The following is a 15,034-nucleotide window of genomic DNA, read 5'->3' as shown; positions in this document are numbered from 1 at the left end:
GAAAGTTTTCGGATAGCCTGTTTGTAAAATAATATCAACACTTCTGTGGCATCACATAGTAGCCTTGTTGAGATCTCCACGCGTTTCAGTATTTGATTTCTGAAGAAGTGAGTTTCCCGAATTTTTAACTTTTTCCGATAGTACTTGCCACCTTGTCTGCTGAGTTTGAGGCTTTGGTTACTTTATCCAAAGCACAGTCTAATTTATCCAGAAAGCCTTTTTCCTGTACTGCTGTAGATCCTGAAAACAGTAAAATTTCTTACCTGCAAACAGGTAATTTTGACTCTAATAATTCCGATTTTTCTAAAAAATATATACATTAGGAACTGAGGTATATATACTTCTGCTATCAAGACATTGAATCCTATGCATATCCGGACATTTTTAACCTTCTTACTCATGTTAATGTGCTGGTTTACCGCCCGGTCCCAACAGATATTATCTCATATGGATGAGAAGAAGTTTCTGGACAGTATACAGACTGTTATTGCGAATACCAAATCGGATAGTGTAAAAGCTAATGCTTACTTTTTTATATCCGACTACTGGAGATTTAAAGACACCATACAAAGCTGGGAAGCACTCGAAAAAGGGAAACAAATAATCACAAAAGAGGGAAAATTTGACAGCAAATTCAGGTATCTGGAAGGACTCTATTACTTCTATTTGGGTCAGCATTATTACAATTGGAATAAACCTTTGGCAGCCAGCGCCTATTTAAAAAGTGAAAAGATAATGGGGGCTTACAGCCATCCGAAAGCAAATCTGCTCCGTGCTGCATGCTGGTATAATTATGCGCTTATGGTCAGGGAACAGAAGGGAGATGCTTTCGTCACAGATATCCTGCTAAATAAGTCTATTCCCTTAGCCGACAAAACTGAAGATTATGAAAAGAGGGCACATTATTATGCGCAACTCGGAGCTATAATGATGTACAGCAGACAATTTGTTAAATCGGCATCATACAATAAGAAAGCGATTGAGCTTCTCGAGAAGAAAGACCCAAAATCCCCTACCTTACTTTTGTCTTATCTAACCGGTACTGAAAATTATATACAGCTCAAGGATTTTGCAAATGCAAAAAAACTGTTGGACAAAGCCTCTTCATTGTTAAAGATATACCCTGAATCTGTCAATGCCTCCTACTATTATTATCAGGCCGGCTCCTATTATCTATACAACAAAAATTTTGACGAAGCACTAAAAAACCTGGAAAAAGGGATTGAAATTGCACAAAGAAATAATCAGTTCCAGCTCAGGGAAACGTTGAATTTCCGGAAGTATGAAGTATTGGTCGGGCAAAAAAAATATTCGGAGGCTAAACGTATATTGACGGCTTTAAGTCAACCCAACAATGTAATCCTGCAGGATCTTTCTTCGAAAAAGGAAATCTATCATCAGATGGTACGGATCAATGAATTAACAAACAATACCGAAGAGGCATTTCATTGGTTAAAAAGGTATACTCTCTTTGAAGACAGCCTTCATAACAGTGAGATGAATATCAAAATAAACGAACTGGAGACAAAGTTCAGAACTGTAGAGAAGGAGAAACAGATAGGGGAACTTAAAGCTGCAAAACGGGAAGCAGAGCTTTCCTCTCAAAACAGCAGGCTGACCAGTTGGTCGCTCTTCATTACTTGTCTGCTCTTATTGGTTGTTGCTGGTATTTCTTTTCTATATTACAGAAACAATAAAAAACTTCTGATCGAAAAAGAAAACAATCATCTACAGCAACTTAAAGATCTCCAGCTGACAGAAAAAATCCGTTATGGAAAAGCACTTATGGCCGGAGAGGAAATAGAACGACAGCGGTTGGCAAGAGATCTGCACGATGGATTAGGCGGTGCTTTGGTCGGTATAAAAATGAGTTTGTCCGGAAAAATAGCAGAAAGTACAGATCAGGATTATGTATCAGATCTTATTCCTGTGATTAAACAACTCGACAATTCCGTCTCCGAACTGCGCCATATAGCACACAATATGATGCCTGCCAATCTGATTAAATTCGGACTTGAAGTCGCCATCAAAGATCTCTGTGAAACCATACCTCATGAACAGATAAAAGTTTCGTATCAGGCCTACGGTATTCGTAAAGATATACCCGAGCAGACGCAGCTTTATATCTACCGCATTATACAGGAACTGCTGAATAATGCACTTAAACATTCAGAAGCAACAGAAATACTGATACAGTGCAGTCAGGAAGGCGAGATATTCTCTATTGCCGTGGAAGATAATGGAAAAGGATTTGAAACAGAAACTCTGGATAACGCCAAAGGTATGGGATTTACTAATATTCGAAATAGAGTGGGGTTCTTGAATGGTCATATTGACATTGAATCTTCTACAGGAGAAGGAACCACTGTAAATATTGAAGTATATGTTTGAAAAAACAATTAAGATAGCAATCGTCGATGATCATCTCATCGTTTTAGAAGGTTTAAGCAGATTGATTGAGAGCAACCCGGAATATACAATCGTTGGCACTTTCACACATGGTTATGATTTTCTGACTTTCGTCAAAACAGAGCCTGTGGATATTGTGCTCTTAGACATAAGTTTACCAGATATCAGCGGGATCGATTTATGCCTTCAAATCAAAAAAGTGGCTCCGGATGCCGCAATAATTGCTATCAGCAATCATATTGAAAGAAGTATTATTCTGCAGATGCTCGAAAACGGAGCTGTGGGCTACCTTCTCAAAAATGTTGACCTGCATGAACTGAAAAATGCACTTCATGAAGCGCTCAGTGGAAAAGTAACCTTCAGCTCTGATGTAAAAGAGATTATAGCAAGACCTCATCTGCATGATCTGATCGAACTTCCCAAACTCACAAAACGAGAAAAAGAAATTTTACAACATATTGCATTGGGAAAGACGACGACAGCAATAGCTGATGAATTGTTCCTGAGTCCCCTGACGATAGAAACACATCGTAAAAGGATGATGAGCAAATTTAAAGCAAAGAATATGGCGGCTCTCATTAAGACCGCCATGGAGCATAATCTGATTTAATAATACAACAAAGGTCTCTTTTAAAAAGAGACCTTTGTTGTTATACTGAATATCGCTGTTAATTTACCTTTCTATTAGTTTTATTTCAAAAAGCTGATTCCACTTTTTACCAGTTAAGAAAAGACGTTTTCCTGCTTTATCATAAGCGATACCATTTAATTCGTTATCAAAAGATTGACGTTCAGGATTGGTATACATTCCTACCAGATTTATTTGTCCTGTCACGGCGCCGGTTTTAGGATCGATAATAACAATTATATCTTTTTGATAGACGTTAGCGTATACCTTTCCATCTATATATTCAAGTTCATTCAGTTGCTCTACTGCTCCGTTCTCATCGTATACACCGATTGACCCTTCCTCCTTGTATGTCTCTGCATTCAGGAAGTACAATTTGTTACTTCCGTCAGATTTGATCAGGCGCTGACCATCGTTTGTGAGCCCCCAACCTTGCTTACTGTTCTCATAATTGAAAGTTCCGGTTTGATTGAAAGTAGCTTTGTCAAATATAAGCCCCATATTGTTTTCCCAGGTCAGCAACACTATTTTATTACCGAATATCGTCATCCCTTCTCCAAAATATTTAGAATCCAGGTCCAGTTTTTTTAGTACTTTCCCTGTATTGACTTCCACTTTTCTTAATGAGGAAAGACCATACCGACCTGTAGATTCATAAAAAATGCCATCGGCAAATTCCAGTCCCTGAGTAAAAGCAGAGGTGTCATGCGGAAATGTATTAATAATTTCAAATCCATACTGCTTTGCTGATTCCGGAACAATTATGACATTAGAATACGCCATATCCTCTTTTCCTTCTGCATATACTTTGGCGGTCAAATTTTTGTTTCCTAATCCGATAGTCTGAGAGTCAACAACTAAACTGCTTGTATCCTGTTTGCGACCAATTACATTTCCGTCTACAGAATAGACCACAGAGTCTAGAGTCGTAGAAGCAAAATTAAGCTTCAGATTCACTTTCTGTCCCAGAATAACTACTTTCCCGGATTCGGGAGATACAAACTCCAGTTTTCCTTTTTTTGTAAAACAACTGCTGAGCAACATTGCTCCTACGGCAAAAACGCCAATAATTTTTTTCATTTAATCCTACAATTATGAGTACAATCAACGGCTTTCTATACCGAAAATGTATCCTCTTTACTCAAAGTTACGGAAACAATATGACTTAAAATACGCTTCCGATTTGTCAATTTTAAGGATTTTTTTTGTTTCCCGGAACACAATAACATATTTTAACCAATCGACATGGTTATATGGAGATGCTGATCTAAATTTGCTCCGCAATTTGTCCGGCTGATCAGCCGGACAAACTGTATCTTGGAACACTTATTATTCACTCCAAAATGCATCCTTTATCAAATTGATATGCGAAGGATCGCCAAGATAAACAGACACAATATCAAAGCGTATATCTCCCAGATGTTCTCGCTCTTCTATACAGGCCCGGGCTGCGCGAATCAATTTTCGTTGTTTCTGTATATCTACAAAATCAGCGGGTTCACCGTGAGCAATTGAAGCTCTTGTCTTTACTTCTACAAAAACAAGAATATCACCATCATAAGCCAATATATCGACTTCCAGTTTTCCTGTCCTCCAGTTAAGGGCTAAAATCTGGTATCCTAAGGCAGCCAGATGAGACAATGCCATTTGCTCTCCCTTCTTTCCTTGTTCCAGATGTTTTGCCATATTACTTCACAATAGTATTGCCCAGAAAATCTCCTAATACACGTTCCGCCTCTTTCAGTTTCTGATATTTACTCAATAGTATTTCCAGATTTGCCTGTTCCTGCTCGGTCCTTAACTCTTCCCGGATTCTGAGCATTTCGGATTCAACTTTACGCTTTTTGATGCGATAGATCGCCTGTATCACCAGGTTTTTAAGTAATTCATATTCCTGTGTGACATATATCTTTCGCTTATCATCATTCCAGTTAGGACTTAGATTGTAAGGTGATGCAACACAGGTTATGGCCAGATCGGAAACCAGCCGGTCTTCATGTGAGAAAAACTGTTTAGCCTGAGGTATTTCAAATCTTTCAGCATATTCTTTATACACACTAAGAATATAAGCACTCGGCTTATCTTCGAATTCTACATCATCGATACTGCCCAGTAATAATGGTGCAATAGGAATATCTCCGTCTCCTTCCCAGGTTGCCAGATAATCTCCATAATTGAGCAGTATGCGAATGATTTCACGCTCCTGAAGAATCTCAGGAGTGATTTTATGTTCGGGTTCGGGAGCCGGACCTCCACGTTCTTCGTCCGTCATAAAGAAATCCGCAGGTGGCCCATCTCCCTCAGACGGAGAAAAAGGGGAGGAAGAAGCGGGCGGGTTACGCTGATTTTTCTTATCAGCATCCTTTGCCTTTTTAACCCGGATATTATTCAGTTCAGAAAGCAATACCCGTTCTTCTATATCCAGCAGGTTACTACACTGACGTATAAATACAGCTACCTTAATCTCATCCGGTATCAAAGCAATACTTTCTACAACGTCCCGTATGACATCAGCACGCTTTATGGGATCATTTTCGGCATCTTTCAGGAGGATATTTGTTTTAAAAAAAATAAAATCTTCCTGATGATCCGCTATATATTTTTTAAAGGCATCTGATCCGAATTTCTGCACATAAGAATCAGGGTCATTCCCGTCCGGAAATAAAAGAATTTTTACATTCAGTCCTTCCTCCAGCAACATATCTGTTCCCCGCAGTGATGCCTTTATTCCTGCCGTATCACCGTCATACAGGATGGTAACATTCTTTGTAAACCTGGAAATCAACCGGATCTGTCCGGATGTCAGTGAAGTACCGGACGAGGACACAACATTCTCAACACCTGCCTGATGTACAGACAATACATCTGCATATCCTTCTACCAGATAACAGTTATCCGCATCAACTATTGCCTTCTTTGCAAAGTTAAGTCCATAAAGTACATCCGATTTATGATAGATTTCACTTTCGGGAGAATTGACATACTTTGGAGCACTTTTTTCAGTTTTCAGGGTCCGGCCACCAAAGCCGATAACCCGACCTGTAAGGTTTTGTATGGGAAACATAACCCTTCCCCGGAAACGATCGTACATACTGCCGTCATCCCGTTGTATAGAGAGTCCGATTTCTTTAAGATATTCTTCCTGAAAACCTGCAGTTTTGGCCGCTTCAACAAGAGCGGTCCACTGATCCGGAGAATATCCTAGTTCAAACTTTTTTATAATATCTTCCCGGTATCCTCTTTCTTTGAAATAAGCCAGACCAATGGATTGCCCCATATCTGTCTGCCACATATTGTCCTTGAAAAATTTCCCTGCCCATTGGCTCAGTACATACAGACTTTCACGTTTGTCCTGTGCCGCCATCTGTGCCGGGCTACGCTCCTGTTCTTCTACATCTATATGATATTTATTTGCGAGATAACGGATAGCTTCCGGATAGGAATATTTCTCCAGATCCATCACAAATTTCAGCGCATCACCACCTGCCCCGCAACCAAAACATTTATAAATACCTTTAGCCACTGATACGTGAAAAGAAGGTGTCTTCTCATTATGAAAAGGACAATTTCCGATCAGAGAAGTTCCCCGCTTTTTGAGGTCTACGAAATCTCCTACGACCTCTTCAATACGGGCCGTATCCAACACTTTATCTATCGTTTCCTTTTTAATCACAGCATCTTCCTTTTATGTTAGTAAAATTAGGCAATAGGATTGAGTAGACAAAATGATTACTTGCAACAAAGTAGCAAATACTTTCGTGACTAGCAAAATATACAGATTCTGCTCAGGCCTATATATTACAGAAAAACCTTACGTTTAAGGGACTTTCCCACAGTAGATTTGCCGTTATTATTCCTTATTTTTGCATCACAATTCATAAGTATGAAAAGAAGAATTAAGAAAATATGTTGTATCGGAGCGGGTTATGTCGGAGGTCCTACGATGTCCGTTATTGCAAAACAGTGTCCGGATATTCAAATTACTGTTGTCGATGTAAACAGTAATCGTATTGAAGCCTGGAATGATGTAGATTTGGATAATCTTCCTGTTTTTGAACCGGGACTGGCTTCTATTGTAGAAGAAGCCCGCGGACGTAATCTTTTCTTTTCAACAGATGTGAATAAGGCTATAGACGAAGCAGACATGATCTTTATTTCGGTCAACACCCCTACCAAAAACTATGGAAAAGGTAAGGGAAAAGCTGCTGATCTTAAATATATCGAACTTTGCGCTCGTCAGATTGCGGAAGTAGCCACCGCAGATAAAATTGTAGTAGAAAAATCTACCCTTCCTGTACGCACTGCTGCTGCTTTAAAAAACATACTGGACAACACTGGCAACGGAGTAAACTTCCATATCCTTTCTAATCCCGAGTTTCTGGCTGAAGGTACTGCCGTACAGGATTTATTGCATCCGGATCGTGTATTAATAGGTGGCGAGAGTGAAGAGGCAATAGAAGCTTTGGCTGAAATCTATGCTACATGGGTAGATCGCAGTAAGATTATAACTACTAATTTATGGTCTTCTGAACTTTCCAAACTTACAGCCAATGCTTTCCTGGCACAACGTGTTTCTTCCATCAATTCTATCTCAGAATTGTGTGAAAAAACCGGGGCAAATGTGGATGAGGTCGCTAAAGCAATTGGTATGGACTCCAGAATTGGATCCAAATTCCTAAAGGCCTCAGTAGGTTTCGGAGGATCTTGTTTTCAAAAGGACATCCTTAATCTTGTTTATATTGCAAGAAGCTATAATTTACATGAAGTCGCTGATTATTGGGAGCAAGTCATTCTGATGAATGATCACCAGAAACGAAGATTTGCAGATCATATTATCCAAACGCTTTACAACACCGTATCCGGAAAGAAAATTGCATTTTATGGCTGGGCATTCAAAAAAGACACCAATGATACCCGCGAATCGGCGGCGATCTATGTGGCAGATTACCTTTTAAATGAAGAGGCTGAAATAGTCGTCTATGATCCAAAGGTTTCTGCAGAGAAAATATATGCCGATCTGGATTACCTCAACTCCCGTAGCCCGGATGAAAACAGACGTTTGGTAAAGGTTGTGCAAAACCCCACGGAAGCCGCTGATAAAGCTCACGCTGTGGCTATCCTGACGGAGTGGGATGAATTCAAAAACTATGATTGGGCGCAAATAAAGACCCTGATGAAAAAACCGGCCTTTGTATTTGACGGGCGAAAATTACTGAACCGTAAACAACTTGAAGAATTAGGTTTTAAATACTACGCTATCGGCGAATAAAACAACTGTCTCCTGCTCTATTGGAGTACAGGAGACAGTTGTTTTTTATAATTGAATTCCTACGCCAAGTGATAATACCCTGTTTTTGGCTGTATTGTCAATGTTACTACCATAGAGATTAGATAAGCCCAGGCCATAACCCATATTGACCAGTAAACCCTTTTCAAATTTATAATTAGCCATCAGGCTAATTCCATAATCCTGTCTTTTCATATCTTTACCATCGAACTCAAAATCAATAGTTCCGTTTTTATAAACATCACTCTGACCTTCAAACTTTTGTTTTCCCGAAAGGTTAAATCCAATATAAGGGCCGGCACCAAATTGCAACTGATCATTTCCGATCAACATCTTACCAACGATATGAAGAGGGATTTCAACTACCCAAAGTCTGGTCTTCAGGTTACCATAACTCGTTTCACTTTCGAAAAATTTATCATTATAACCTTTACCTACAAGTGAAACTCCAGGCTGAATTGAAAAATATTGTGCAACTGGCAGGTCTATAAATCCTCCGACAAAACCGGACAGGTATGTCCTTGGATTTCCTCCCTCAGCAAATTGAAAAGTAGGGAAAGCTAATCCACCTTTGACTCCGAATTCAATCTTCGATTTATATTGCGCATGTACCGCAACACTCATACAGATAAAAGCTAATATTATGCAAAGTCTTTTCATATAAAATAAAATAAGTGTTTCTCAAATATACAAGATAAACCCAGACCTTGTACCAAAAAAGAAGAGCGGAATGTCAATTTTAACATCCCGCTCTCAGCATCCTTTATAGAATAGAGTTCATTAAATTCTGTTCTTATCTTTTCCGAAGATCAGATTTTTCAAGCGCTTACGTAAAGACACTTCACCTGTATCTCCATATCCGTAGCCGTAACCATAGCCATAGCCGTAACCTCTGGCAAAATCCACATCATTAATCACTACAGCCATATTTTTCAATTTTCCTTTCTCATACAGCTCTTTTGGTACATTCAGCAAGCGCTTATCCAGATAATTGGCCCGGGCTACATAAATGGTAAGATCGGCATTATCAGCGATCAGTAGCGTATCCGTTACCAGACTCACAGGAGCTGTATCTACAAGCACATAGTCATAATGTGTTCTGCAATATTCGATCACATCATTAAAATGTCCGTTCATCAGTAATTCAGCTGGGTTAGGAGCCACATATCCGGAATAAATGACATCAAAATCGTAAGATCCGGGCTTTTTGATAATAATGTTATCAATAGGCATTTCCGGATTAATCAGGAATTGTGTGATTCCGATATTAGTATGTTGAAGATGCGATAATCCTAAATAATCCAATACCTTCGGACTACGTATATCAGCTCCGATCAATACCACACTCTTACCAGACATGGCCAGAATACGGGCAAGGTTGGTCGACACAAAGGATTTACCTTCCCCCGATGTAGTGGAAGTAATGAACATAACTGATGAGCTTCCTTTCCGATTTCCCAGCATAAAGGAAATGTTGGTTCTTAAAATCCGGAATGCTTCTGCCAGTGAACTACGGTCATTCTCTTTGATAATAGGATCCTTAGCAGACGGAACTTCTCCCAGAATAGGAGCAGATAATTTCTCTTCAATATCTTTCCTGGAATGCACCTTATTATCCATCAGAAACTTGATGTACAACACTCCAAAAGGAATTAATACTCCTAAGATCAGTGCCCCAAGCAATACAATACTCTTTTTAGGCGCAACAGGAATATCAGAACCAAATGCTTTATCAATTATTTTCAGATTATCAGGAGTAGCAGCAGCTTTGATCTCGTTCTCTTCTCTTTTCTGTAGCAAGAAGAGGTAGAGCGATTCTACGATCTGTTGCTGTCTGGAGATATCTCGGTAGCCTCTTTCCTGTTGAGGGAGATGACTCAATTTACCCTGCAGCTCTGATTTTTTGCCCTTTGCAGCATTCAGTGAAAGCTGAACGGAAGTTCTGTAATTATTTAAAGAGCGAAGCAGGTTATTATTAAGTACGCGAATATTATCATTCAGATTCTTAACTACAGGGTTTTCCGAAGTTGATGATTTTAACAAATCATCCCGCTCCAATACCATTTTATTATATTCTGCTATTGTCTTTTCTATCGAGACATCCTCTAATCCCACGTTAGTAGGCAACAATTCCGTATTATTAGACTGTATAGATTCTTTCATAAAATCCACCAGGCCTAATTGCGTCTGCTGCTCCATGACTTTTTTATCCGATTCACTCGCAGTCTGAAGATATAATTTCGCTTCAGCCTCCACATCGGTTAGTCGATTCCCTTCTTTGAATTTTTCGGCCTCCCGATCCACACCTGTAAGATCTCCAGTAATAATAGCCAGACGATCCCCTATAAATTTAGAAGTAGCACGGGTCAATTTATGCTTATCCTCTGTCAAATCTGTATTATATTGATTAATCAGTTCATCTATAATCTGCTCGGCTTTTTCTTTTGAATTAGCCGTCATGGAAAAGTTAATAATATTGGATTGAGTTTCTTTATTAGGAGATATATTAATCCCCTTAATCAGATCCAGTATCATTTTCTTTTTCGGTACGATAGTAATTCCATATGAAGTATTCTTCACCTGATCTAATTGGTTCCCATGTGGAACTAATAAAACCTCTCCAATAGTGGTTTTGATTTTTTTTCCAAAATCAAACGTACCAACTTCTTTTGTTTTAATATCCTTTAGTAAAAACTTGGTATTTGATATGACCTCAATTACAAAACTTCCATTCACAGTGTCTTTGTAATCTGGGGATTGATTCAATAACACCCATTTGAAAGGAGATTGCTGTTCTGTAATGTCTTGAGAAGTCAGACTCTCTTTAATACTGTAATTAGTAGATAAATTCAATCTATCCACCACTTTGCCTACTAATCTTCGGGACTTCAAGACATCGATCTGGTCCATTACCTGTGAGGATGTAGCGGACGAAGCGGCCATTTCAGCCAGATCAGATAGTCCGGCCAACTCTCCTTTTGCGCTCTTTTCATCCGGCAATAGGATCTTTGCATCTACAGCATATTGCTTAGGTGTATAACGCAGGTACAAAAATGCTAGAGCTAATATTACAAATACGGAAATAACAAACCATTTCCAGTAATACAGATATTGCTCAAATAAAGCTTTTAAGTTTAATTCTTCTCCTTCGCTTTCCATAGAAGCATTAGGCAGAGTATGGTTGGGTTTTGGAGTCATATAGTATTAACGTACAATAACGGATATAATGGTAATAATTAATCCCGCAATTGAGATAATGATATTTGTATTCTGGCCGTAGTTAGCATTTCTAATCTGAGAACCGTTTGGCTCTACATATACGACATCGTTTTGAGCGAGGTAATAGAAAGGTGAATTAAGTGCATCTTGTTTTGTAAGATCTATTCTATTCATAGTCTTAGTTCCATCAATCTCCCGGATGACCAATACATTATTTCGCATCCCTTTCATGGTCATATCTCCGGCCAATCCTAAGGCCTCAAATATAGTTACACGTTCATTATTCAATGTATATGTTCCGGGTTTTGCGACTTCTCCAACCACGGTTACTTTAAAATTACTATAGGTGACATTCACACCTGGATCTAATATATAAGTTTTTAATCGCTGACGGATCAGATCCATTGCTTCCAGACGTGTCAATCCCCCTAATTTAAGTTTTCCTAATACCGGAAAATCAATTTCTCCGTGATCATCTACTGTATAAGTAGGTTTAAAAGCCATATCCGTAGCAGATCCAGCATTCATCTGATAAGCATTTTGTTGATTAAAAGGCTGGGTAGCTTTTATATCTGCAGCCGAAACCGAGATCGCCAAAATATCGTTCGGCTGAATCTTGGGAATATGCTGCTGATAAATTGTACTGATCTGAGTAGAGTCAGGTTGCAGATAAATAATCTCTTTGCGCGACCCGCACGAAAATATTCCGATCAGGGAAAGAAGAAGCAGTGAAAAGAAAAAAGCTCTCGATAAATTGTTATTCATATATTCTGCTGAATAAAGATTGATATGGTATTAAAAATTTCTACAATGCTTTGGCACAGCAATAATCAGTCCAAGGCACCATTCCTATCCCAATAAACCGTAAAAATACAATTCTTTTCAACAAGCAGGTACGTTTTTTTTAAATAAATAAACAGGACTTATATATATGTATTGCTTTCAAAAATTTTAAATAACAGCACAAACACCTATATATCAAAAACATACCCAAAAATCATAAATAAACCTGAACCTAAATTTTCATTCATTTCAGTTAATATTAGGTTATAAAACAGAGTTTCGTAGAAAGTACTTCATATCCTAAATATAATCCGGATATATCTCTTCAAAACTTGCACTATCCATACGCTATAGCTATATTAGCATCCAGAATACCAGAGACATCTACCAACGTTTCGTCAGAAAAACATTTATCACGGGAAAGAGTATTGTACAGACTTTTTCTGGCTGTGGTTATATGTCAATGGAAAACTGTAACACAAGGACTATTTCTATGCCTATTGACTTCGGAATACATTTATCAGACAGTATACATCATCATCTTCCCCAGGCGTTTAACAATATCCGAAGGGATGTTTATATTATTCTATTGACTCAGGATAAGCCATACAGGTTATATATTGGAGATTCAGAAGTTGAGCTTGCACCGCACACACTCGCCTATATTAATCCAAATATAGCGACACGCTTTATTCCTCAGGGTGATGCACATATGCATGTCCTTTATTTTACAACAGACTTTTATGCTCAATCATCCAGAGACACATTTTTCTTAAGCCAAAGTCCACTCTTTAAAGAGAATATCAATTTATTTCAGTTGTCTGAGGAAGGAATTTTATATTCTACAAATCTGATTAATCTGCTATATAATATAAGAGATAAATACAAAGAGAAGATATATCAGGATCTTCTGCACAATCTGTTAGAACAGATACTGCTATTGGGGATGATCTATAATCCGCATCATATCGAATATATTCACAGCGAAAATTCTGAAGAATTTCTAAGCAGATATTTCGGGAAATTATTGGAACAACATCTTGCAACAGAGAAATCTGTCAAATTTTATGCGGATCTATTGCAGGTTAGCTCCCGTAAACTTACAGCTGCAACAAGACAGGTCCTGGGTAAAACACCAAAAGAGATTATTCTCGAACATATTACACAGGAAGCGAAGCGTAAATTAATAAACACACATAAAAGTATTAAAGAAATCGCTTATGCACTTGGATATAAGGACGAGAACAATTTCAGTTCTTTGTTTACCAAAGAAGTAGGTTGCTCTCCAAAAATATACCGCCGCCGAAATCAATACCCGCCTAAAGACTAAGATTACTTAAATTAATGATCGTACTCATTAACATATAATTTCACAAGAAATTAATCGGATATTAAAATTCGATTTGTTAAATTTACAATATCACCTATTGAGGAGGCCCTATGAAATGGTTAGTACTTCTGTTCATAATTATAAGTGTAGCAAATACAGAAACTGTGTTTGCACAAGCCCCCAGACCTGTGCAATTAAATATTATCCTTCATGAAGTACAGCACCTATCCGTCAATCCTGAACAATCTACTACTAACCTTGAATATAAAACAGTAAAAGATTATCAGGAGGGTGTTTCCAAAACACAAAACAATCACCTGACAGTACTGAGTACTACACCTTATATTATAAAAGTACAGGTCATGGAAAATGAGCAGCAGGCAGGTACTTCTGCATATGTATCCTCTCCTTCTCTTGCGCTTTTTGCACAACCTACTAATTCTACATTTCCTGTTCATACCGAGCTGCAGCAACTCAGTACTAAAGATGCTTCTTTAATCAGTAGTGACCACCCAAGTACAGGTACATATTACGATGTAATCTACAAAAGTACAGGACAACAATCTGCTATAGATTTCATCAAAAATAACGAGAAAACCACCTACTCCAACACCATTCTCTACAGCATCGAAAGTAAGTAAATATTCTTTTGTAGAGACCCGTCTACAAATATAGGTGTTACAACAGTTTTTCATATTTCTTTGTTCCTTTTTCATCTTTTTGGATCCATTATTCCATAGTAATTTTGTCATGTCAAAGAAATACAAATAGTTTATTTTCAGAGACATAGCAAATTTTAAACAACAAACGAAAATGAAAAAATTCTTATTGGCACTTGTAGTTACAGGAGCTATGGTAACAGCAGCAAAAGCACAAACAGCAGCAGTAAAAGTTAATGTTATCCTTAACCCAATACAATCTATTTCTCTTGGAGAAGGTGCTTCAAACGACGTTGTAAATTTAGAGTACAAAACGGTTGAAGATTACAAAAACGGAGTATCCAAAACAGTTAACAATCAACTATACGTTACTTCCATCGGTGGAGGTTATAAGATAAAAGCTAAATCATCCGTTAACAATCCAGTAGCGACTACTGCAGCTGAAAAAAACATTGACGGTAGCACTGTAACGGTTAAGATTGAAGGAAAAGGAACAACATATACAAACAATATCCGTGATCTTGTTGCAGGTAAAGATGCTTACCAGTCAACAGCGACCTCAGGAGAGTCATTGAATGTAACATACGCAGCTGCAGGAAACAATGCTTATGTTGACAAAGTTTTAAACAAACAAAAAACCACATACACCGTAAATGTTGTGTATGAAATCACAGCAGAGTAATCTCAGAACATTTATAAATACAAAAAACTACATCTTA

General features: G+C 38.1%; 12 protein-coding genes. 6 read left to right on the top strand and 6 right to left on the bottom strand.

All coding sequences use genetic code 11. The features are described from left to right. The first annotated feature begins 447 nt into the window (after window positions 1-447). Window positions 448-2,391, top strand: coding sequence for an ATP-binding protein (locus B4B65_RS01815; protein ID WP_293912844.1), 1,944 nt, complete (start codon window positions 448-450; stop codon window positions 2,389-2,391). Next, window positions 2,384-3,019 carry a response regulator transcription factor gene (locus B4B65_RS01810; RefSeq protein WP_293912842.1) on the top strand — a complete coding sequence of 212 codons (636 nt, stop codon included), beginning with the start codon at window positions 2,384-2,386 and terminating at the stop codon, window positions 3,017-3,019. The genes B4B65_RS01815 and B4B65_RS01810 overlap by 8 nt, the downstream gene beginning before the upstream one ends. A gap of 63 nt (window positions 3,020-3,082) precedes the next feature. Here the strand turns inward: B4B65_RS01810 and B4B65_RS01805 are convergent, their stop codons facing one another. The 3 genes from B4B65_RS01805 to dnaG all read right to left on the bottom strand — a co-directional run bounded on the left by B4B65_RS01805 (window position 3,083) and on the right by dnaG (window position 6,710). Further along, window positions 3,083-4,117 carry a glutaminyl-peptide cyclotransferase gene (locus tag B4B65_RS01805; protein ID WP_293912840.1) on the bottom strand — a complete coding sequence of 345 codons (1,035 nt, stop codon included), beginning with the start codon at window positions 4,115-4,117 and terminating at the stop codon, window positions 3,083-3,085. 249 nt (window positions 4,118-4,366) lie between these two features. Then, window positions 4,367-4,723, bottom strand: coding sequence for a YraN family protein (locus tag B4B65_RS01800; protein ID WP_293912838.1), 357 nt, complete (start codon window positions 4,721-4,723; stop codon window positions 4,367-4,369). 1 nt (window position 4,724) lies between these two features. After that, a complete protein-coding gene (dnaG, locus tag B4B65_RS01795) occupies window positions 4,725-6,710 on the bottom strand; it encodes a DNA primase (protein ID WP_293912836.1) in 1,986 nt (661 codons plus the stop codon). A gap of 210 nt (window positions 6,711-6,920) precedes the next feature. On the opposite strand from dnaG, the gene B4B65_RS01790 reads away from it, so the two are divergent. Next, the gene (locus B4B65_RS01790; RefSeq protein ID WP_293912834.1) at window positions 6,921-8,306 is read left to right on the top strand and encodes a nucleotide sugar dehydrogenase; all 1,386 of its coding nucleotides are present in this window, start codon (window positions 6,921-6,923) and stop codon (window positions 8,304-8,306) included. Between the two features lie 45 nt (window positions 8,307-8,351). Here the strand turns inward: B4B65_RS01790 and B4B65_RS01785 are convergent, their stop codons facing one another. The 3 genes from B4B65_RS01785 to B4B65_RS01775 form a co-directional block, all read right to left on the bottom strand. Next, complete coding sequence (locus B4B65_RS01785; protein WP_293912832.1) at window positions 8,352-8,984, bottom strand: porin family protein; 633 nt, start codon at window positions 8,982-8,984, stop codon at window positions 8,352-8,354. Window positions 8,985-9,104: 120 nt separating this feature from the next. Next, window positions 9,105-11,522, bottom strand: a complete 2,418-nt coding sequence (locus tag B4B65_RS01780; protein ID WP_293912830.1) for a GumC family protein — start codon at window positions 11,520-11,522, stop codon at window positions 9,105-9,107. A gap of 6 nt (window positions 11,523-11,528) precedes the next feature. Beyond that, entirely contained in the window at window positions 11,529-12,308 is a 780-nt protein-coding gene (locus B4B65_RS01775; RefSeq protein WP_293912828.1) for a polysaccharide biosynthesis/export family protein, read from the bottom strand. A 481-nt stretch (window positions 12,309-12,789) separates the two neighbouring features. Here B4B65_RS01775 and B4B65_RS01770 point away from each other — a divergent pair, with 481 nt between their 5' ends. The 3 genes from B4B65_RS01770 to B4B65_RS01760 all read left to right on the top strand — a co-directional run bounded on the left by B4B65_RS01770 (window position 12,790) and on the right by B4B65_RS01760 (window position 14,997). Continuing rightward, the gene (locus tag B4B65_RS01770) at window positions 12,790-13,656 is read left to right on the top strand and encodes a helix-turn-helix domain-containing protein (protein WP_293912826.1); all 867 of its coding nucleotides are present in this window, start codon (window positions 12,790-12,792) and stop codon (window positions 13,654-13,656) included. A 110-nt stretch (window positions 13,657-13,766) separates the two neighbouring features. Continuing rightward, window positions 13,767-14,297, top strand: a complete 531-nt coding sequence (locus B4B65_RS01765; protein ID WP_293912824.1) for a hypothetical protein — start codon at window positions 13,767-13,769, stop codon at window positions 14,295-14,297. Between the two features lie 172 nt (window positions 14,298-14,469). Continuing rightward, window positions 14,470-14,997 (top strand): hypothetical protein, encoded by a 528-nt coding sequence (locus B4B65_RS01760; protein WP_002997970.1) that lies wholly within the window; start codon window positions 14,470-14,472, stop codon window positions 14,995-14,997. Window positions 14,998-15,034: the final 37 nt, after the last annotated feature.

It is taken from the genome of Sphingobacterium sp. UBA5789, from assembly GCF_002418355.1.
Lineage (GTDB): Bacteria > Bacteroidota > Bacteroidia > Sphingobacteriales > Sphingobacteriaceae > Sphingobacterium.
This window is presented reverse-complemented; position numbering and strand designations above follow the sequence as displayed.

Bases quoted from the DNA above. Each gene is read 5' to 3' on its own strand.
- B4B65_RS01780 (WP_293912830.1), bottom strand. From the start codon at position 11,522: ATGACTCCAAAACCCAACCATACTCTGCCTAATGCTTCTATGGAAAGC.
- B4B65_RS01790 (WP_293912834.1), top strand. From the start codon at position 6,921: ATGAAAAGAAGAATTAAGAAAATATGTTGTATCGGAGCGGGTTATGTC.
- B4B65_RS01800 (WP_293912838.1), bottom strand. From the start codon at position 4,723: ATGGCAAAACATCTGGAACAAGGAAAGAAGGGAGAGCAAATGGCATTG.
- B4B65_RS01785 (WP_293912832.1), bottom strand. From the start codon at position 8,984: ATGAAAAGACTTTGCATAATATTAGCTTTTATCTGTATGAGTGTTGCG.
- B4B65_RS01775 (WP_293912828.1), bottom strand. From the start codon at position 12,308: ATGAATAACAATTTATCGAGAGCTTTTTTCTTTTCACTGCTTCTTCTT.
- B4B65_RS01760 (WP_002997970.1), top strand. From the start codon at position 14,470: ATGAAAAAATTCTTATTGGCACTTGTAGTTACAGGAGCTATGGTAACA.
- B4B65_RS01770 (WP_293912826.1), top strand. From the start codon at position 12,790: ATGGAAAACTGTAACACAAGGACTATTTCTATGCCTATTGACTTCGGA.
- B4B65_RS01805 (WP_293912840.1), bottom strand. From the start codon at position 4,117: ATGAAAAAAATTATTGGCGTTTTTGCCGTAGGAGCAATGTTGCTCAGC.
- B4B65_RS01765 (WP_293912824.1), top strand. From the start codon at position 13,767: ATGAAATGGTTAGTACTTCTGTTCATAATTATAAGTGTAGCAAATACA.
- B4B65_RS01810 (WP_293912842.1), top strand. From the start codon at position 2,384: ATGTTTGAAAAAACAATTAAGATAGCAATCGTCGATGATCATCTCATC.
- B4B65_RS01815 (WP_293912844.1), top strand. From the start codon at position 448: ATGGATGAGAAGAAGTTTCTGGACAGTATACAGACTGTTATTGCGAAT.